The sequence below is a fragment of the Sphingobium sp. L-44 genome (assembly GCF_056859495.1).
The window spans coordinates 18,698-36,199 of sequence record NZ_JBSXOQ010000036.1 but is presented as its reverse complement, the minus strand read 5'-3'; the positions used below and the strand labels follow the sequence as shown (position 1 = coordinate 36,199).

17 protein-coding genes, 1 tRNA gene and 1 pseudogene are annotated in these 17,502 nt (G+C 64.6%); 9 read left to right on the top strand and 10 right to left on the bottom strand.

What is annotated here, in order from left to right:
* Positions 1-38: 38 nt before the first annotated feature.
* Positions 39-113, top strand: a tRNA-Asn gene (locus tag AC13EK_RS02645).
* Between the two features lie 157 nt (positions 114-270).
* Here the strand turns inward: AC13EK_RS02645 and AC13EK_RS02640 are convergent.
* A pseudogene (locus AC13EK_RS02640) lies at positions 271-579 on the bottom strand (SPOR domain-containing protein); the annotation flags it as partial.
* A 218-nt stretch (positions 580-797) separates the two neighbouring features.
* The gene (locus tag AC13EK_RS02635; protein ID WP_069338626.1) at positions 798-1,058 is read right to left on the bottom strand and encodes a hypothetical protein; all 261 of its coding nucleotides are present in this window, start codon (positions 1,056-1,058) and stop codon (positions 798-800) included.
* Positions 1,059-1,515: 457 nt separating this feature from the next.
* Here AC13EK_RS02635 and AC13EK_RS02630 point away from each other — a divergent pair, with 457 nt between their 5' ends.
* The 8 genes from AC13EK_RS02630 (at position 1,516) to AC13EK_RS02595 (ending at position 10,089) form a co-directional block, all read left to right on the top strand.
* Positions 1,516-3,084 carry a PepSY-associated TM helix domain-containing protein gene (locus AC13EK_RS02630; RefSeq protein ID WP_069338625.1) on the top strand — a complete coding sequence of 523 codons (1,569 nt, stop codon included), beginning with the start codon at positions 1,516-1,518 and terminating at the stop codon, positions 3,082-3,084.
* Entirely contained in the window at positions 3,081-3,371 is a 291-nt protein-coding gene (locus AC13EK_RS02625; protein WP_069338624.1) for a DUF3325 domain-containing protein, read from the top strand. The genes AC13EK_RS02630 and AC13EK_RS02625 overlap by 4 nt, the downstream gene beginning before the upstream one ends.
* Positions 3,368-3,664, top strand: a complete 297-nt coding sequence (locus tag AC13EK_RS02620) for a hypothetical protein (protein ID WP_069338623.1) — start codon at positions 3,368-3,370, stop codon at positions 3,662-3,664. The genes AC13EK_RS02625 and AC13EK_RS02620 overlap by 4 nt, the downstream gene beginning before the upstream one ends.
* A gap of 2 nt (positions 3,665-3,666) precedes the next feature.
* On the top strand, positions 3,667-3,921 hold the full coding sequence (locus AC13EK_RS02615; protein WP_069338622.1) for a hypothetical protein: 255 nt from the start codon (positions 3,667-3,669) through the stop codon (positions 3,919-3,921).
* Positions 3,918-5,972 (top strand): TonB-dependent receptor plug domain-containing protein, encoded by a 2,055-nt coding sequence (locus AC13EK_RS02610; protein WP_069338621.1) that lies wholly within the window; start codon positions 3,918-3,920, stop codon positions 5,970-5,972. The genes AC13EK_RS02615 and AC13EK_RS02610 overlap by 4 nt, the downstream gene beginning before the upstream one ends.
* Positions 5,973-6,028: 56 nt before the next feature.
* The gene (locus AC13EK_RS02605) at positions 6,029-6,331 is read left to right on the top strand and encodes a hypothetical protein (protein ID WP_010336602.1); all 303 of its coding nucleotides are present in this window, start codon (positions 6,029-6,031) and stop codon (positions 6,329-6,331) included.
* A 158-nt stretch (positions 6,332-6,489) separates the two neighbouring features.
* A complete protein-coding gene (locus AC13EK_RS02600; RefSeq protein WP_277788242.1) occupies positions 6,490-8,637 on the top strand; it encodes a TonB-dependent receptor in 2,148 nt (715 codons plus the stop codon).
* A gap of 114 nt (positions 8,638-8,751) precedes the next feature.
* Entirely contained in the window at positions 8,752-10,089 is a 1,338-nt protein-coding gene (locus AC13EK_RS02595; protein ID WP_069338619.1) for an LLM class flavin-dependent oxidoreductase, read from the top strand.
* A 55-nt stretch (positions 10,090-10,144) separates the two neighbouring features.
* Here AC13EK_RS02595 and AC13EK_RS02590 read toward each other — a convergent pair whose 3' ends face one another.
* From AC13EK_RS02590 to AC13EK_RS02555, 8 genes are all read right to left on the bottom strand, one after another.
* Positions 10,145-10,795, bottom strand: a complete 651-nt coding sequence (locus tag AC13EK_RS02590; protein ID WP_069338618.1) for a peroxiredoxin-like family protein — start codon at positions 10,793-10,795, stop codon at positions 10,145-10,147.
* Between the two features lie 95 nt (positions 10,796-10,890).
* Positions 10,891-11,682, bottom strand: a complete 792-nt coding sequence (locus AC13EK_RS02585; RefSeq protein ID WP_069338617.1) for a class II aldolase/adducin family protein — start codon at positions 11,680-11,682, stop codon at positions 10,891-10,893.
* A gap of 17 nt (positions 11,683-11,699) precedes the next feature.
* Complete coding sequence (locus AC13EK_RS02580) at positions 11,700-12,653, bottom strand: aliphatic sulfonate ABC transporter substrate-binding protein (RefSeq protein ID WP_069338616.1); 954 nt, start codon at positions 12,651-12,653, stop codon at positions 11,700-11,702.
* Position 12,654: 1 nt separating this feature from the next.
* Positions 12,655-13,743 carry an LLM class flavin-dependent oxidoreductase gene (locus AC13EK_RS02575; protein ID WP_069338615.1) on the bottom strand — a complete coding sequence of 363 codons (1,089 nt, stop codon included), beginning with the start codon at positions 13,741-13,743 and terminating at the stop codon, positions 12,655-12,657.
* A 21-nt stretch (positions 13,744-13,764) separates the two neighbouring features.
* Positions 13,765-15,027, bottom strand: a complete 1,263-nt coding sequence (locus AC13EK_RS02570) for a rhodanese-like domain-containing protein (RefSeq protein WP_069338614.1) — start codon at positions 15,025-15,027, stop codon at positions 13,765-13,767.
* Complete coding sequence (locus AC13EK_RS02565; RefSeq protein WP_069338613.1) at positions 15,024-15,638, bottom strand: cysteine dioxygenase family protein; 615 nt, start codon at positions 15,636-15,638, stop codon at positions 15,024-15,026. Before AC13EK_RS02565 ends, AC13EK_RS02570 begins: the two co-directional genes overlap by 4 nt.
* Positions 15,635-16,426, bottom strand: a complete 792-nt coding sequence (locus AC13EK_RS02560; protein WP_069338612.1) for an ABC transporter ATP-binding protein — start codon at positions 16,424-16,426, stop codon at positions 15,635-15,637. The genes AC13EK_RS02565 and AC13EK_RS02560 overlap by 4 nt, the downstream gene beginning before the upstream one ends.
* Before the next feature lie 2 nt (positions 16,427-16,428).
* Positions 16,429-17,247 carry an ABC transporter permease gene (locus AC13EK_RS02555; RefSeq protein ID WP_069338654.1) on the bottom strand — a complete coding sequence of 273 codons (819 nt, stop codon included), beginning with the start codon at positions 17,245-17,247 and terminating at the stop codon, positions 16,429-16,431.
* Between the last annotated feature and the right edge of the window lie 255 nt (positions 17,248-17,502).

Genomic DNA, 17,502 nt, shown 5'->3' with positions numbered 1-17,502 from the left:
CTGCATATGCGCGGCCTGCCCGGCGCAAGCGGGGCTGCTCCCCGATAGCTCAGCGGTAGAGCATTCGACTGTTAATCGAATGGCCGTAGGTTCGAATCCTACTCGGGGAGCCACTATTTCAGCCCTTGGCAAGGCCGGGCTGGTTCCAGACAATCCGAAATTCAACGCATCGCACGATTGCGACACTCGCGGCGCGCAAATGCATTGCGGGCCGGAACCTCTCGGCCCGGCCCGCATGAAGTCATGATCACGCCTGAAGGCGCCGTGCGATCAGCGCGATGCGAACTGGCGACCGCGCGTCGATGCCACGGCCCAGCGCTGCGGCGTCGCGTTCGGCGCGCCTTCCCGCACGAAACACTGGCCGTGCTGCGCCTTGATCGACTGGCACAAAGTCTGCGCATCCGCACGGCTGCCAAAACCGCTGATCGCGATCCGGTGGAAGGTCCGGCCATTGACGGTCGCCTGGCTGGTCAGCACCGGGAAGGCTGCCGGGCGGTCATTCACCCGCGCCATCGACATCCACTTTTGCTTGGCGATCGGCGGCGAGCCATAGGCGCCCAGCTGAACGACCCAGGCGCTCAATTATGGCCTGATGCGCTGCCGGCAAGGTGGGTTGAGGAGGTGGGTCCAGGACTTTTTTCCTGTCCTGCCTGAACGAGCCTTCTGGACTGCAAGAAGGCGCAGGCCATTATCGACATCAAGGCATGGCGATGAAGTCCGGCGCATGAGGCACCTGTGGACGACCGTGGCCTGTCACTGGGAAGGTCAGTTGCATGCCCGCCTTGGACATGCACGCGCTATGCCCAGCTTTGTGGCAGGAATAGCAGCAAGCTCAGCATCAGGGGAAGTTCGCTTGAGGCCGGTGTCACCGATGCCAGCGTCTCGCAATTGGGATTCTTGCCCAGCGCCTTAGCCTCCGTCGATGATCGGTCAGGCTCCATCGCCACCACCCAATTCACAGCCAGGCGCCACAAGGTTGCGTCCAGCGACGTCTCACAGACCGGCTCCGATGAAGTGATGAAGCGGTCATAAGTGATAGCATCCGCGCGGCCTGCCATGAGCTGGATGCTCCAAAGCCGATCCTGTCAATTGCTGATTTCATACCGCCATTATCAACAATTTGCCGGCGCTTCATTGGCATGTCTTGGCAGCGTCCTGCACAAGCCGAGAATTGCAATTTACGCTGTCCGGCCAGAGGGATGTCACATTTTGGATAACATCTATTCGCACTGATCTGGCGGACTTTTCATGGCGTCCCAAAAATCAAATGTCTTGTTTTGCAAATAAATCTCATTTGCGTTAACAGCACCCTCCCGACGCGGTGATGCATCCGGCCATACGCCAGCGAAAGGGGTGGGCATTTTGTGGGCAACGGGACGGTTTCCAATATTTCTTGACGGTTTTTTGGAGAACCGGCCCCGCCAAACGTCAACCGAACAGGGCATTGATGGGCATTAGCGAACAGCGGGTTATGCACGAGCACAGGTCAGTAGAGATCGCTGGAGGCAAGGCATCATGAAGGCATCGTTGCGCCAGACCATGTCGACGCTGCACACCTGGACCGGGCTGCTGCCCGGCTGGCTGCTGTTCGTCATCTTCCTGTTCGGCACGGTCGCCTTCTTCCAGCAGGAAATATCGCAATGGATGCGCCCCGAACTGACGCCCGCCCCGGTCAGTGATAAGGCAATCGACGCCGCCGACACGATCCTGCGCAAGGAAGGCGCGGGTGCAGACGACTGGACGCTCTCCCTTCCCGGTTCGCGCGGCGGCGAAGGCTTCTCCATCGGTTGGACACCGGCGGGCGGCGACCGCTCAAGTCAGCAGGAACGGACGCTCGATGCCACCAGCGGCGCCCTGACCAGCGTGCGCGATACGCGCGGCGGTTTCTTCCTCTATCGCATGCATTTCGACCTTCATTATATGCCGGTCATGTGGGCGCGCCTGCTCGTAAGCCTGGCTGCACTCGCCATGCTGGTCGCGATCCTGAGCGGCGTCGTCACCCACAAGAAGATCTTCACTGACTTCTTCCTGCTGCGCTTCGGCAAGGGCCAGCGCTCCTGGCTCGACGCGCATAATGTGACCGCCGTCCTCGCCCTGCCCTTCTATCTGATGATCACCTATACCGGGCTCGTCACCCTGCTTTTCACCCTGATGCCATGGGCGATCAGCGCAAATTTCCCGTCGACCGACGCCTATTATGAGGCCGCCTTCCCGTCCGGGCCGAAGAGCGAGCCGAGCGAAACCAAGGCCGTCCTTCGCCCGATCCCCGAACTGCTGCAGCGTGCCCGCACTTTGCGTCCCGGTTTCGAGCCCAGCTATGTCAGCATCAGCCATCCCGGCAATGCAGCCGCTATCGTCCGGATCTGGCCCCGCACCGAAACGCTGGGCGGCCACCAGCCGATGCTCTACCTTAACGGCGCCACCGGCGAACCGTTGGCCGGCCCGCGCGAAGGCGGTGCAGCGACCGCGACCAAGGGGGTAATGATCGACCTCCATGCCGGCCGCTATGCCAACCCGGCCTTGCGCTGGCTCTATTTCCTTTCCGGCGTGGGCGGCACGATCATGGTCGGCAGCGGGCTGGTGCTGTGGACGGTCAAGCGTCGCGCCAAGCTGCCCGATCCGGCCCGGCCCCATTTCGGTTTCCGTCTGGTCGAACGGCTGAACATCGGCGTCATCGCCGGCGCATCGGCAGGGATCGCCGTCTATTTCCTCGCCAACCGGTTGCTCGATCCGACCATGGTCGGACGCGCCGATTGGGAGGTCAACGCTCTGTTCATCGCCTGGGGCGCGATTTTCATCTGGAGCCTGGGCCGGCCGGCACGGCAGGCCTGGGTCGAGACGCTGGCCGCCTGCGCCCTGCTCTATGCCGCCATTCCGCTGGTCAACGCCGCCACCACGCCCCGCGGCCTGCCCGCCAGCGTGATGGCGGGTGACGCTATCTTCATCCTGTTCGACCTGATGATGATCCTGACCGCCACCGGCTTCGCCTTTGCCGCCCGCAAGGTGGCAACCCACCAGTCCAAGGCCAAGGCGCGCAGCCGCACGCGCCAGCCCAAGCAAGATTTTCAGGAGGTGCCGGCATGACCCATGTCGCAACAGCCCTGCTGTCGCTCGGCGGCTTTGCGCTGCTGTTTCTGGCGATGGCCCGCCACCAGCAGGACTGGCTTCGTCGCAAGCTGCCCGACCAGCAATCACGCCGATTGCGCCAGGCGGGCTTTGCGCTGCTGAGCATCGCCTTCCTGATCGCAGGCCTTGGCCTTGGCTGGGGTTATGGCAGCGTCGCCTGGTTCGGCTGGCTGAGCGCCGGCGCCGTCACGATCGTGACGCTCAATTGCAATCGCGAGCGCATCCTCACTTGGGTGCGGCCATGATCGGGTTCAGCTCTGTCGCTCGTGCGCGCTGGGCCAATGCCGGACGGATCACGGCCTGCACGCTGGGTGCCTATGGCCTGACCGCGCTCGTCACTGCGGCCCTTTCCCGCCTGCTCGTTCGCCTTGGCACTGATGCGGTCGAAGCCGTCACCGGCGTTACGCTTGCCAGCTTTGCCTTGTTCGCGGTGATCGCAATGAGCGCCTTTCACGCACGCAATCCGGCGCGCGCATGGAGCGTCATGACCCTCCTAGCCCTGCCACCCGCCATGCTGCTGCTCATGCTTTCGGAATAGATATGGCCTCGCCCCCTCTCCCCCATACGCCACTGACCGATTATGTCGTGCCGAAATCGGCGCCGACGCTGAGCATCTTTGCCGTGGCTCCGCCGGCTGCGCCACCGGAAGCGGCAAGCGAAGTGCCGCCCGGCCCCGAACAGTTCCGGACGGAACAGTCGCAGTCAATGCCCCGGCAGCCTATCCTGGAGCCACCCGAGGATGTGAAGGCCGAAAGCATCGAACGGGTCGTGCCGGTAAAGTCTTTCCTGCAATGATGCTGTTCCATGCGATGATGGCCGGCCTTGCCATGACGGCGGGCGCGATGGCGAGTGAACAGGAAGCAGTTCAGAACAACAGCCCGCCAGCTCATCCGCCGATCGTCCCGGCTGGTCCTGATCCGGTTTATCCGGCCGATTTCTACGCGCCCTTTCAGCCTCAGACCGCGCTCGACATGCTGGAGCGCACCCCCGGCTTCCTGTTGAGCGAGGGCAACAGCCTGCGCGGTTTTGGCGGCGCGGCCGGCAATGTGCTCATTGATGGCCAGCGGCCTACGGTGAAGGCCGGCGGCATTACCGAAGTGCTGCGCCGGATCGGTGCCGTACGCGTCGAGCGGGTCGTGCTGCTGCGCGGGACCGACGCGGCCGAGGCACAGGGACAGACATTGGTCGCCAATGTCATCCTGCGCACCGATGGGAGTGGATCGGGCAATGCCTCGCTGAAGCTCAGCCATACCCGCGACGGCCGAATATCGCCCTCTGCCCAGATCAGCCATGCACGCAAGATTGCCGGCTGGCAGAGCAATGTGGAACTGTCGGTCGAGCAGGTCCGCTATCCGATCGACGGCATCTATCATATCAGCGACGGCAATGGCATGCCGACCGAGACCCGGCATGAGCGCATCATCGGCAAGGCACCGGAGATCGGGCTTGCGGCATCGACATCCGGCGCGCTGGCCGGCGGTACGCTGACGCTCAATCTGCGGCTCAATCGGGATGGCTATGAATCCGACCGGGCGATCATGATCACGCCGACTGACGGTGCAGCGATGATCGAGCGGACCATCGGCTATGACGAAAAGGGGCGCAGTGGCGAATTGGGGCTCGACTGGACCCGCACCCTTGGCAAGGACTGGTCGGCAAAGCTGGTGGGGCTCGGTCGGGTCGAACGCCTGACCACCAACGAGGACTATGTCGAGCCGGGCTATCGTGGCGTTTCGACGCTGGCGCAGAAGCCGTTGGAGCTGGTCGGTCGCACGACGCTGACGCGGGGTGGTGACCATATGCTCCGCCCCGAACTGGGGATGGAGATCGCCTATAACCGGCTCAACAGTGCCCTCGACTATGCGGAGGATAATGGCAGCGGCCTGACGCCGATCACCCTGGCCAACGCCAATAGCCGTGTGTCCGAACTGCGGGGCGAGGCCTTTGCCAATGTCACACTGCGCCTCGGCAAGCGCTGGACGCTGGAAAGCGGCATGGCGTTCGAACTGTCGCGCATCCGCGTTACGGGGGATGCTGCGAACGAGCAAAGCCTGTCCTATTGGAAACCGTCTGCCGCTCTGGTCTGGTCGCCGCGCGATACCAGCCAGTTGCGACTGGGCATCCGCCGCACGGTCGATCAGCTCGACTTCGGCGACTTCGCTGCGTCGGTAAATCAGGCCGACGGCCGGCCGCTCGGTGGAAATGCGCAATTGCGCCCAGCCCGCATTACCCGCGCCCTTGCCCGTGCCGATCATCGCTGGGGCAAGGGCGGCGCGCTGGCGGTCGAGGCCTATCATCAATGGCATCAGGGGATGCTTGGCTATCTCCTCCTCCCCACCGGCGACGAAGCGCTGGGGACGATCGGCAATGCCCGGCAATGGGGCATCAGCACGCAAGCAACCCTGCCGCTCGATGCCGCCCTGCGTGGCGCGCGGCTCACGCTCGACGGCACGCTACGGGGATCGCGCATGCGCGACCCTGTAACCGGAGACAACAGGAAGATGGACGATATCGCGCCACGCAGCCTGACCGCCGAGTTCCGCCACGACGTGCCGAAACTGCGTTCATCCTGGGGGATCAGCTATACCGCCGCCGAACAGGGCGATGTCTTCTACACCGGTGAGCGACTGACCTGGCGCGACGATGCCGCGTTCGATGCCTATGTCGAAACCACGGCGCTGGCCGGGTTCAAGACGACGCTGCGGGCCAGCGCGCTCAACGGTCAGGATTATCATCGGCTGCGCCGCTTCTACAGTCCAAGCCGGGCAGGCAGCTATAGCGGGCAGGAACAGCGCAACCAGTGGGAGGGTGCCGTCGTCTCGCTGACATTGGCGCGTGCGCTGTGAACCGCTCCACCCTACCCCTCCATCGCCGCACGCGGACCGAGCGCCGGGTGCTCGCAATGCTGCGGGGCGAGGAGCAGCGGATCGGTCTCGCGGCCATCGACAGCTTCGCCCGCCTGCGCAGGATCGCCATCGAATGCGGCCTGCGCATCCAGCCGCCCGGCGCCCGCTATGTCAGTGACGACGAACTGGTCCTGCTTGCCTCGCTGGCCGATGCCCAGCGCCTCAGCTCTGCCCCCACAATACCCCTGGACGAACGGCTGACCGCCGATATCCGCTCCTGCGCGGAGCTGCTGATCCGGAATAATCTGCGGCTATCGCCCCTTACCCTTTATAGCGGGCGCGGAGCACGCCGAAGCTGACCACAGCCGATGATCGGCGCCCCCATCTCTGCCGCACGAATCTATGAGCCATTCTCCCGCCACATTGCCCGAACTCATTTGCGCAAATTGTCTACAACTTTAGTTGACAGTTAACGCTCGGTCCCAAGCCGTGGCGGATCACGGTTGAGTGGGGAACAATGACAAAAGGGATTTTCCTGGGCGCCAGCGGCGGCGCGATCCTGGCCGCGGCAATGGCCGGGTCGGCCTGGGCACAGGCGCCCGCGCCGGAAGAGGATGGCGACGCCGGCGGCGGCATCATCGTCACCGCCGAGCGACGCGCGACCGACCTGCAGAAGACGGCGATCGCCATTTCCGCCTTCACGCCCGAGACGCTGGAGCAGCGCAACATCACCAATGTCCGCGACCTGGCCGGCCAGGTGCCCAACCTGTTCGTGGCGCGGACGTCGATCAGCCATACCACCCAGACCTTCTCGCTGCGCGGCGTGGGCGAATCCGACCCGATCCAGGAGCCGGTGCTCGCCATCTATGTCGACGATGTCTACATCCCGCGCCAGATCGCCTCGATGAGCGAATTTGTCGATCTGGAACGGATCGAGCTGCTACGCGGGCCGCAGGGGACGCTTTATGGCCGCAACTCGTCGGCTGGTGCGCTGCGCATCATTACCCGCGCGCCCGACAAAACCACCCATGTCACCGCCGAACTGGGCTATGGCAGCTATAATGACGTACAGGGCCGGGCGCTGGTCAGCGGCAAGATCGCGGGCGACCTGTCGGGCAGCATCGCCTGGATCCATCGTACCCGCGACGGCGTCACCTACGACCCGACGCTGGGCCATGACGTCAACCGGATCGACCTCGACGCCTGGCGCGGCAAGCTGCGCTATACCGGCATCGCCAATCTCGACGCGCTGCTGACCGTCAACATCCTGCGCGACCGCAGCGATACCCGGTCCTATATTCCGGTCAACCAGCCCGGCAGCTTCAGCCGCCGCCGATCCTATTCGGAGGTCGAACCGGACCAGCATCTCAATTCGCGCAGCGCGTCGCTGCGGCTGGTCTATGACCTGTCGCCTAGTCTCTCTATCAAGTCGATCAGCGCCTATACTGGCTTCAACCTCAACCCCGTCAATTACGAGAATGACGGCGAGGCCGCGCTGATCCAGAAGAACCTGATCCACTATAATGACCGGGCCTTCAGCCAGGAGGTGCAGCTGAACGGCGACTTTGGCGACCTCAGCTTTACCAGCGGCCTCTTCTACCTGCATGAACGCTTCTTCGTGGAGCGCGATGGCTTCAGCCGCACCGGCACGGCCGCGACCGCCCCGATCAATCGGCTGCGCGCCCACAACATCACCTATACCGATGCCTATGCCGTGTTCGGCGAGGGCACCTGGAAGGCGAATGACATATTCAGCCTGACCGCCGGCCTGCGCGGCACCATCGAAAGGAAGCGCTTCGTCTTCGACAACAAGGTGATCGACGATGATCGCAATGTCGTGGCCCAGTCGATCGCCGGCGAGGCGGAAAAGACCTGGAAGGCACTGACACCGAAATTGTCGGTGCAGGCGCAATGGACGCCCAATCTGCTCAATTACCTCACCTATTCGCGCGGGTTCAAATCGGGCGGGTTCGACAATCGCGCGACCCGGCTGGACATGGCCACCCTGCCCTTCGATCCGGAAAAGGTCTCGACCTATGAAGGGGGCCTCAAGGCCACCTTGTTCGGTGGCGCGCTGCGCAGCAATCTCGCCATCTTCTACAATGATTACAAGGACCTTCAGGTATCCTTCTACGACCCTGTCTATGTCGGCTCGCGCCGGGGCAATGCCGGCAAGGCGCATAGCTGGGGCGTGGAACTGGAAAATGACCTGCGCCTGTCGGAGCGCTTCTCGCTCCAGGCGTCGGCCGGTTATCTCAAGGCCATTTATGACGATTATAAGGGCGCGGGCGGCAATGGCGTCGACGCCGATGGCAATCCGCTGCTGAACGCGCCCAAATGGTCCCTGTCGGGCGGCGCCAATTATGCGCTGCCGATGGGTGCGTCGGGCAGCATATTGCGCCTGTCGGCCAACGCCCAATATCAGAGCAGCTTCTATCAGAACGCCCTCGCCCGGCCGCAGGACCAGGTGCCGGGCCAGACCTTCGTCAACGGCTCAATCACCTGGATATTGCCGGACGACCGTTTCCAGTTCGCCATCCAGGGCAAGAATATCCTGGGCGCGAACAAGCCGGTCAGTTCGACCTACATCCCCTCGACCGGAGTCTATTATAAAAATTATGCCGATCCCGCGACGGTGATGCTGAGCGCTCGCTTCTCCTACTGACGCCCGCCCTATTGGCCCATTTCATATGCGCTTGATGAGTCCGCGTTGGTCGCGCGAACCGTCCGGGCGTAAATGGAATGGGCTCACCCTCCCCTCCAGCAGAAGGACAAGGCCATGGCCCGTTCTCCGCATATCAAGCTCGGCTTCATCCTGCATGGCGTCGGCCGCACCTGGCATGACTGGCGCCATCCCGATCGTGACGTGAATGCCAGCACCAGCCTTGCCCGCTATCAGGAACAGGCGGCGACCGCCGAACGGGGCAAGTTCGACTTCCTGTTCGTCGCCGACAGCCTGTCGATCACCGAACGATCGAGCCCCCATTATCTCAACCGGTTCGAGCCGATCACCATCCTGTCGGCGCTGGCGGCAACCACCAGCCGGATCGGCCTGGTCGGCACGCTGACGGTCAGCTATTCCGAACCCTTCAACGTCGCGCGGCAATTCGCCTCGCTCGATCACCTCAGCAGCGGGCGCGCCGGCTGGAACGTCGTGACGTCCTGGCTGGGCGACACCGCCGCCAATTTCAGCAAGAGCGAACATCCCGCCCATGCCGTGCGCTATCGCATCGCCGCCGAATATCTCGATGTGGTCCAGGGGCTGTGGGATAGCTGGGAAGACGGCGCCCATGTCGCCGACAAGGAAAGCGGCCAATTCGTCGATCCCGATCGGCTGCATGCGCTCGATCACAAGGGCGAGTTTTTCCAGGTGCGCGGCCCGCTCAACATCAAACGCACGCCGCAGGGGCAGCCGGTGATCTTCCAGGCCGGCGCGTCGGATGATGGCCGCAACTTCGCCGCCCGCCGGGCCGAAGTGATTTTCACCCATGCCGAGACGATCGAGGCAGGGCAGGCCTATTATGCCGACGTGAAAGCGCGGGCGAAGGGCTTTGGCCGCGATGCCGACCAGCTGTTCATCCTGCCGGGCATCGCGGCGATCGTCGGCGACAGCGACGAGGAGGCCGAGGCGCGCTACCGCGAACTCGCCGCGCTGGAGTCAATCGACACCGGCCTCGGCTTCCTGTCGCGCACCTTCAACGACCATGATTTCCGCCAATATGATCTGGACGCCCCCTTCCCCGATGTCGCGCATCTGGGCCTCAACAGCCAGCAGAGCGGGACGCTGCGCATCCTGGCCGAAGTCGAGGCGGAGGGGCTGACCCTACGACAGGTGGCTGAACGGCTGGCAACGCCGCGCGGCGCCTTCGTGGGTTCGCCTGAGACGGTCGCCGATCAGTTGCAGCGCTGGTTCGAAAGTGGCGCGGCCGACGGCTTCGTCCTGTTCGAGCCACTGCCGGGACAGTTGGCGCTGTTCGTCGACAAGGTGATCCCGATCCTGCAGCAGCGCGGCCTGTTCCGCACCGACTATGAGGGCACGACCTTCCGCGAGCATCTGGGCCTCACAGTGCCCGACAATCGATATAGCGCAGCACGGGACGCCCGGTCAGCAGCTTGATCCGATCGAACAAAAAGGGCCCGGCAATTTGATTGCCGGGCCCTTTTTGTTGCGTTCAGCGCAGCCAGGCGAGGATATCATCCGCCTCCGGTCGGTCAAGCCAGTCGGGGCTGACCTGCAAGCGCTGCACCACCCGGCCCGGCCCCAGCAGCAGCACGGCGGGCTGCGGCAATTCCCAGCTGCCGGTGCCGGTCACCTCGCCGATCCAGCCGGCGGGCGGCGGCGACGGGCGATCATCAGGGACGAAGCTGATGCCGAGCAGGCGGGCGAGTTGATTGTCGCGATCGGTCGCGACGGCGAAGGGCAGATCGTGGCGGCGCTTGATCTCCGCCAGCCGATCGGGCTGCTGCGGGCTGAGCGCAACCAGCGGGATACCGCGCTCGCGCAGCACCGGCCAGAGCGTCTCGGCATAATAGGGCAAGGCGATGTTGCAGGCAGGGCAGCCGGCGAAGCGGAAGAAGATCAGCAAGGCCGATCCCTGCGCCGTCAGCGCGTCGAGCGTCAGGGTGCCGCCATCGACATCATCGAACCCCAGGTCGGGCAGGACATCGCCGGGCTGCGCCACCGTCGCCGGATCGAAGCGTGCCACCAACTGCTGCCGCTGCGCCGCGTTGCGCGCCAGTTGGGCGGGCGGCCAGTCCCGTTCCCGTTCTGCCTGAAGCGCGGCATAGCGCGCCCTCAAATTGTCGCCGACGATCGTCGCCATCTGCCTGTCTCCTTTGCTGGAAATAGGAAAATGGCGCCGCGGGACACGCGACGCCAATGAGACTTGGCGGAAAGCCGCCGATTAATCCTTATAGATCAGGCGTCATAGCCAGCTGCCTGGCGCGATGCCTTGCGCAGCGCCGCTTCCCAGACCAGATCATAATGGGTGCGCCGCCCTTCGACCGGCTGGCGCTCGCGCGACATCTGGCGCTTCACTTCCGCCTGCGCCTTCTCCGGCGCGATCAGCACATTGTCGCGCCCGACGCTGAGCGAACGGACCTGCGCGGTGCAGGCGGATTCGAGCTGATAGATACCGCTCCATGCTTCTCCCGGAGACGCGCCGAGCGCCAGCGTGCCATGGTTGCGCAGCAGCATGACCTTGGTATCGCCCAGATCGGCCACCAGCCGCTCGCGCTCGTCCAGGTTCAGCGCCACGCCCTCATAGTCATGATAGGACAGGCGCGGGATCAGGGCCAATGCGCGCTGATTGAGCGGTAGCAGCCCTTCGGCATGGGCCGAAACCGCCATGCCGTCGGCGCTGTGGAAATGGACGATATAATGGGCGTCGTCGCGCGCGCCGTGGATCGCCGAATGGATGACATAGCCAGCATAGTTGATGCCATAGTCGCTCTCCCCGATGACATTGCCGTCGAGGTCGACCTTGACCAGGCTGGATGCCGTGATCTCATCGAACATCAGGCCGAACGGATTGATCAGGAAATGATGGTCCGGCCCCGGCACGCGGGCGGAAATATGAGTGTAGATGAAATCGTCCCAGCCATAGAGCGCCGAGAGCCGGTAGAAGGCGGCGAGATCGATCCGCACCTTCCATTCGGCTTCGCTGATGCCGGTGCGGGAAAAACGATCATCCTTGAGGATGGTGGCCATGGGGCAAGCTCCTTGCGTCAGGATCCGAAACTGGTGTCGAAGGCCTGCGCCACGTCCCGTTTGGGATCGATCAGGCCGGCGCGGCGATAGCGGTCGACGATCGCCTGCTCATGGGCGATCACCTTGGCATCGACGGGCTGCGAAATGCGGTTGCTGCGTTCGAAACTGGCGCGGGCGATGTCGATCGGCAGGCCGGTTTCCTTGGCCAGCACGGCGGCGAACTGGTCGGGATGGGCGCGGGCCCAGGCGACCGCCGTCGCCTCACGCTTCAGGAAGTCGGCCAGCAGCGCGCGCTTGGGCGCGATCGAGGCATCATGGGCGATGTCGATATAAAGCGGCAGGCCGTAATCCTTGGCGTCAGCAACCGCCCGCGCCCCTTCCTTGACCGCGACATTGGTATAGGGGGTCCAGGTCGACCAGGCGTCGATCGATCCACTGTCGAAGGCAGCCTTGGCATCGCCCGGCGGCAGGAAGGTGACCTTGACCTTGTCGGCGGGGATATGCGCCCGCTCCAGCGCCTGGAGCAGCAGGTGATGGCCGATCGATCCGCGCGTGGTGGCGATCGTCCTGCCGACCAGATCCTGGGCAGATCGGATGGGCGAGCCATTTTTCACCAGGATCGCCAGCGCCTCGGCCGCCTGGTTGGCGGGTGCCTGCACCGCGATCGCCTTGACCGGGCTGCCGCTCTGATAGGCGAAGATGAAGGGCGCGTCGGCGGCAAGGCCAAGGTCCGCGGCGCCACCACCGACCGCTTCCAGCAGCGGCTGGGCGGCGGGAAATTCCGACCATTCGACCTTGTAGGAGGCGCCGTCTAGCGCGCCAGAGGCAAGCATCATCGCCTTGACCTGCCCCTTCTGGTTGGCGACGCGCAGCACCGGCACCTGTTCAGTGCGATATTGGGTGACAGCGAAGGCGACACCGGCGGAGGCGATCAGCGCGCCGACGATCAGGATCGATTTCTTGCTCGCCATGTCAGCCCGCGAGCGCGACGTCGACCTTCTCCCGCTCGGCCACCTTGCGGCGGACGACCGGCAGCAGTTCGCGGCCATAGAGGATGGAATCGCCCAGCGGATCGAAACCGCGGATCAGGAAATGATCGATGCCGATGTCATAATAATCGAGCATCGCATCGGCCACCTGTTCGGGCGTGCCGACCAGGCCGGTGGAATTGCCGGCCGCGCCGGTGAGCGCAGCGACGCCGGTCCACAGCCGCTTGTCCTGCCGGTTGGCCCTGGCCGCCTCCAGCAGGCGCAGCGATCCGACATTGGGCGGGCGATGGCCGGTCAGCGGAAGTCCGGCGGCGACCCGATTGGCGCGCACCTGCTCCTCAATCTCCGCCGCGCGCTTCCAGGCCGCTTCCTCGGTATCGGCGATCACCGGGCGCAGCGACAGCGAGAAGCCGGGATTGCGGCCATGACGGGCGGCGGCACGGCGCACCTGGCGTATCGTGTCCTGCACCGCTTCGAGCGTTTCGCCCCAGAGCGCATAGACGTCGGCATGGCGCCCGGCGACCTCGATCGCCTCGGCCGACGAACCGCCGAAGAAAACCGGCAGATTGTCCGGCTTGATCGCGCTGAAGGCCTGACGAATGTCGTAGAAGTCGCCGCGATGATCGAACGGCTGGGCCGCCGTCCATTCCTGGCGCAGGATGGTCAGATATTCGTCGGTGCGCTGGTAGCGCTGCGCCTTGACCGTGCCGGTGTCGCCGTCACGCGCCATTTCCTCGTCGGCGCCACCGGTGATGATATGCACCGCGACCCGCCCGCCCGATAGCTGGTCGAGCGTGGCCAGCTGGCGCGCGGCCACGGTCGGCTGGGTAAAACCGGGCCGATGGGCGACCAGAAAGCCCAGCCTGCTAGTCAGCGCGGCGGCATGGGCCGCGACGATCTGACTTTCCGGACTGTTGGAACCGAAGGGGATGAGGACGCGATCAAAGCCGCCATCTTCCTGCGCCTTCGCCGCAGCCTCGACATAGTCCTTGTCGAGCACACGGCTGCGCACCGCCGCCTGGGTTTCCGAGCCATTGTTGAAGCCGATATAGCCGATGAACTTGACGCTCATGGGGTCATTCCTTCCCGAAGATCAGATGACGTAGAAGCCGTGGGTGCCGTCCTTTTCGAGCTGGGCGACAAGGCCATATTCCCAGTCGAGATAGGCCTGCATCTTCTCGGCCTTGTTGTCGGTGCCCTCATAGGGGCGCTTGTAGCGGCCCTCGGGTCCACGCGGGGGTGGCGCGCCGTCGCTGCCGCGTTCCAACACCACCGCCGACCAGTCGACCGACAGGACATAGACTTCCCAGCCAAGCTGGGCGAGCCAGGAGGCACTCATGTCGGCGCGCGGGCCAAGATCATCGGTGACGACGATGCGGGCGCCGCGCACCGGCGCATTATGGTCGGTTTCCTGCACCAGCTGGCCGCCCTGCGCATTGCGGAAGCCGGGCAGATGCCCTGCCTCATATTCGCGCGGCTGGCGCACATCGTAGAGATAGAGGGTGCGGGCGGTATCAGCCTTCAGATGCTCCAGATCGTCCCAGCCGATCCACTTGACCCCGGCGCGATAGGCGACGTCGCGGGCATGGGCACGGGCCGCCTCGATCGCCTTGCCATCGACCTCCGGCGCGGCGCGCACCTGACCGGTTTCCAGCCCCTGTCCGGCCAGCGTCCAGCCGATCGTGCCGTTGCGCAGCGCATAGACCTTGTTCGGCACGCCGGCATTGACCAGCGACTGGGTGCCGATGATCGACCGCGTGCGCCCGGCGCAATTGACGATGATGGTGGTGTCGGGATCGGGCGCGATCGTTCCGGCACGCAGCACCAGTTCAGCGCCGGGCACGCTGGTCCCGGTCGGGATGCTCATCGTATGATATTCGTCATAACGGCGCGCATCCAGGATTGCGATGTCGGCCTTCTCGTCGATCAGCGCCTGCACATCCTCCGCCGCAAGGCTGGGCGTATGGCGGCGATGCTCGACCAGTTCGCCGAACGCCTTGGAGTAACTGTTCACATCCTCGAACAGTTCATAGCCGGCATCGCTCCAGGCGCTGAGGCCGCCCTCCAGTTCGCGCACATCGGTGTAACCAAGCCCCTGCAGCCGCACGGCGGCACGGCGCGCCAGCCCCTCGCCCGCATCATAGACGATGATCGGCGTGTCGAGCCGGGGGATGCGCCAGCGCGCTTCCTCATCGATGCGGCGCAGCGGGATCTGGGCAGCGAAGAGCGGATGGCCCTGCGCGAAATCATGTTCCTCGCGCACGTCGATCAGGGCGATCTCGTCACGGGCGATCAGGGCGGTGCGGATATCGGCCGGGGTGGCGACCTCTATGCGGTCCAATATGTCGGTGGTCATGCGTTTCTCGATCTGTCCCAGAGGTTGGGGATGACGCGGTTGGCGTATCCGGAGATGAAGATTTTGGGTGTGCCGTCAGGGGCGAAGGTCGCGCGCTCGACCGCGCCGATATTGCCGCCATAGACATGGATGCTGACCGACGGCGCATCGGCCCGGCCGTTGGATACGCGGTGGATGTCGCCGATCCGGGGCGACACGGCATCGACCTCGCCCTCGCGCAACAGGTCGGTGCCCTGGGCGACCAGTCCGCCGCCGGGCAGGCGATGGAACCGCTCGACCTGCTCGCTGCCGCGCAGCACGCCGACCAGCCCCCAGACGCCATGGTCGTGGATCGGGGTCGACTGACCCGGCCCCCAGACGAAGCTGACGATGCTGAACCGCTCGCGACTGTCGCAATGAAGCAGATATTGCTGATAGCGATCGGGATCGGGCCGGGCATATTCGGGCGGCAGCCAGTCGTCGCGGGCGATCAGCCGGGCAAGCAGGGTGCGGCCGCTTTCCAGCAGCGCCTGTTCGTCGCGGGTGCAGGCGATCAGATCGGCCAAGGCCGTGACGAAGCCGCGCAGGCGGCTGGTATCGACCGGCCGGTCGATCGTGGTGACGGCGTTCATTCCGCCGCCTCCGCCTGGCGGGCGAAGGGCAATACGCCTTCACCGTGATGGTCACCGCCCAGATGGGACAGAAGCTGTTCGCGCAGTCGGCCGGCGAGACCCGCGCGCTCGCCGCGCGGGGCGTGAATGCGCTCCTCCGCGACGATCCGTCCCTTGTCGAGCACCAGCACCCGGTCGGCCAGCGCGATCGCTTCCTCGACATCATGGGTGACGATCAGCACCGCCGGCCTGTGCGTCCGCCAGAGCGAGAGGACGAGGTCATGCATGCGATAGCGGGTCAGCGCGTCAAGCGCGGCAAAGGGCTCATCGAGCAGCAGCAATTGGGGTTCGCGCACCAGTGCGCGGGCGAGCGCGGCGCGCTGCGCCTCACCGCCCGACAGGGTGAGCGGCCAGGCGTCGAGCCGATGGCCAAGGCCGACCTCCTTCAGCGCGGCTTGCGCCCGGTCGCGGATGGCACCGCCTTTCAGGCCCAGCGCGACATTCTTCCAGACCGGCTTCCATGGCAGCAGCCGCGCATCCTGGAACACGACGGCGCGGCTGTCGGGCACCTCCACATCCTGGCCGCCGGCATCGTCCAGCCCGGCGAGGGTGCGCAGCAAGGTGGTCTTGCCCGATCCCGACCGGCCCAGCAGGGCGATGAACTCGCCCGGCGCGATTTCCAGGTCCAGCCCGTCGATGATGCGGTTGGCGCCAAAGCTGCGGGTGAAGTGCTGCAGGCGGACGACCGGTTCGGGGTGCGGCTGGTGGGCCGCGCTGTCGATGCTGGAAAAGCCGAGGCGCGCGTCCATGATCAATTCTCCACTATGCTGGGGCGCCAGACGAGGGCGCGGGCTTCGAGGGACCGGACCAGCCAGTCGGCACCGAGGCCGAGAATGGCGTAGACCATGAGGCAGACGACGATGATGTCGGTGCGCATGAAGTCGCGGGCATTGTTGATGAGATAGCCAAGGCCGGCCGAGGCGTTGATCTGTTCCGCCACCACCAGCACCAGGATCGAGATGGAGAGCGCATAGCGCAGCCCGACCAGCAGCGAGGGCAAGGCGGCGGGCAACACGACGTGCCAGACCTGTTCCCAGCGGCTGAGGCCGAAGCTCTTGGCGGCATCGAGCAGGCGCGGATCGACGCCGCGAATGCCGGCATAGAGGTTGAGATAGACCGGGAAGATGGTGCCGAAGGCGATCAGCGCGATCTTGGGCGTCTCGCCAATGCCGAACCAGACGATGAACAGCGGCGTCAGCGCCAATGCGGGAATGGTCCGCTTGATCTGCATCAGCGGGTCGATCGCCAGTTCCGCGCCGCGCGACAGGCCCGCCGCCAGCCCCAGCGCCAGCCCCAGGCCGACGCCGATCAGCAGGCCGACCGCGACGCGGGCGAAGGAGACGAGCAGGTTGGAGGGCAATTCGCCGCTCAGCACCATCTGGATCAGCGTGCCGATCACGGCGGAGGGCGCGGCCAGCGTGCGTTCCGGGATAAGGCCCGTGCGCGAGCCCAGTTCCCACAGCAAAAGTAGCAGCAAAGGTGACAGCCATCGGCCGCCGAAGCGAGCGAGGGAGAAGCGGCGTCTGGCGCGCTGCGACGGCGTATCGCCCCTTATTGCCAATGCGGTCATGTCCATCCGTCATGCTGGTGAAGTCGCCTTCATCCAACATCAATTCTCTACTCATTCAATTGAGTTTTATCGTGTCGGTCTATTAGGGAAAATCATAAGTCGCCATTCGCCCCTTATTCCGGGCATTTCGGCGCGCGATGAGCGGGATAGCTTTTCCTGCCCCCGGACAAACTCTACTATTTTGATTGATATATTGGCATGGATCATAAGCACAGGCCCGTGCCCGGCATCGGATCGGCCCCTTTCACCATCAGA

Bases quoted from the DNA above. Each gene is read 5' to 3' on its own strand.
- AC13EK_RS02630 (WP_069338625.1), top strand. From the start codon at position 1,516: ATGAAGGCATCGTTGCGCCAGACCATGTCGACGCTGCACACCTGGACC.
- AC13EK_RS02635 (WP_069338626.1), bottom strand. From the start codon at position 1,058: ATGGCAGGCCGCGCGGATGCTATCACTTATGACCGCTTCATCACTTCA.
- AC13EK_RS02580 (WP_069338616.1), bottom strand. From the start codon at position 12,653: ATGGCGAGCAAGAAATCGATCCTGATCGTCGGCGCGCTGATCGCCTCC.
- AC13EK_RS02620 (WP_069338623.1), top strand. From the start codon at position 3,368: ATGATCGGGTTCAGCTCTGTCGCTCGTGCGCGCTGGGCCAATGCCGGA.
- AC13EK_RS02590 (WP_069338618.1), bottom strand. From the start codon at position 10,795: ATGGCGACGATCGTCGGCGACAATTTGAGGGCGCGCTATGCCGCGCTT.
- AC13EK_RS02605 (WP_010336602.1), top strand. From the start codon at position 6,029: ATGCTGCGGGGCGAGGAGCAGCGGATCGGTCTCGCGGCCATCGACAGC.
- AC13EK_RS02595 (WP_069338619.1), top strand. From the start codon at position 8,752: ATGGCCCGTTCTCCGCATATCAAGCTCGGCTTCATCCTGCATGGCGTC.
- AC13EK_RS02575 (WP_069338615.1), bottom strand. From the start codon at position 13,743: ATGAGCGTCAAGTTCATCGGCTATATCGGCTTCAACAATGGCTCGGAA.
- AC13EK_RS02610 (WP_069338621.1), top strand. From the start codon at position 3,918: ATGATGCTGTTCCATGCGATGATGGCCGGCCTTGCCATGACGGCGGGC.
- AC13EK_RS02625 (WP_069338624.1), top strand. From the start codon at position 3,081: ATGACCCATGTCGCAACAGCCCTGCTGTCGCTCGGCGGCTTTGCGCTG.
- AC13EK_RS02565 (WP_069338613.1), bottom strand. From the start codon at position 15,638: ATGAACGCCGTCACCACGATCGACCGGCCGGTCGATACCAGCCGCCTG.
- AC13EK_RS02570 (WP_069338614.1), bottom strand. From the start codon at position 15,027: ATGACCACCGACATATTGGACCGCATAGAGGTCGCCACCCCGGCCGAT.
- AC13EK_RS02615 (WP_069338622.1), top strand. From the start codon at position 3,667: ATGGCCTCGCCCCCTCTCCCCCATACGCCACTGACCGATTATGTCGTG.
- AC13EK_RS02585 (WP_069338617.1), bottom strand. From the start codon at position 11,682: ATGGCCACCATCCTCAAGGATGATCGTTTTTCCCGCACCGGCATCAGC.
- AC13EK_RS02555 (WP_069338654.1), bottom strand. From the start codon at position 17,247: ATGACCGCATTGGCAATAAGGGGCGATACGCCGTCGCAGCGCGCCAGA.
- AC13EK_RS02560 (WP_069338612.1), bottom strand. From the start codon at position 16,426: ATGGACGCGCGCCTCGGCTTTTCCAGCATCGACAGCGCGGCCCACCAG.
- AC13EK_RS02600 (WP_277788242.1), top strand. From the start codon at position 6,490: ATGACAAAAGGGATTTTCCTGGGCGCCAGCGGCGGCGCGATCCTGGCC.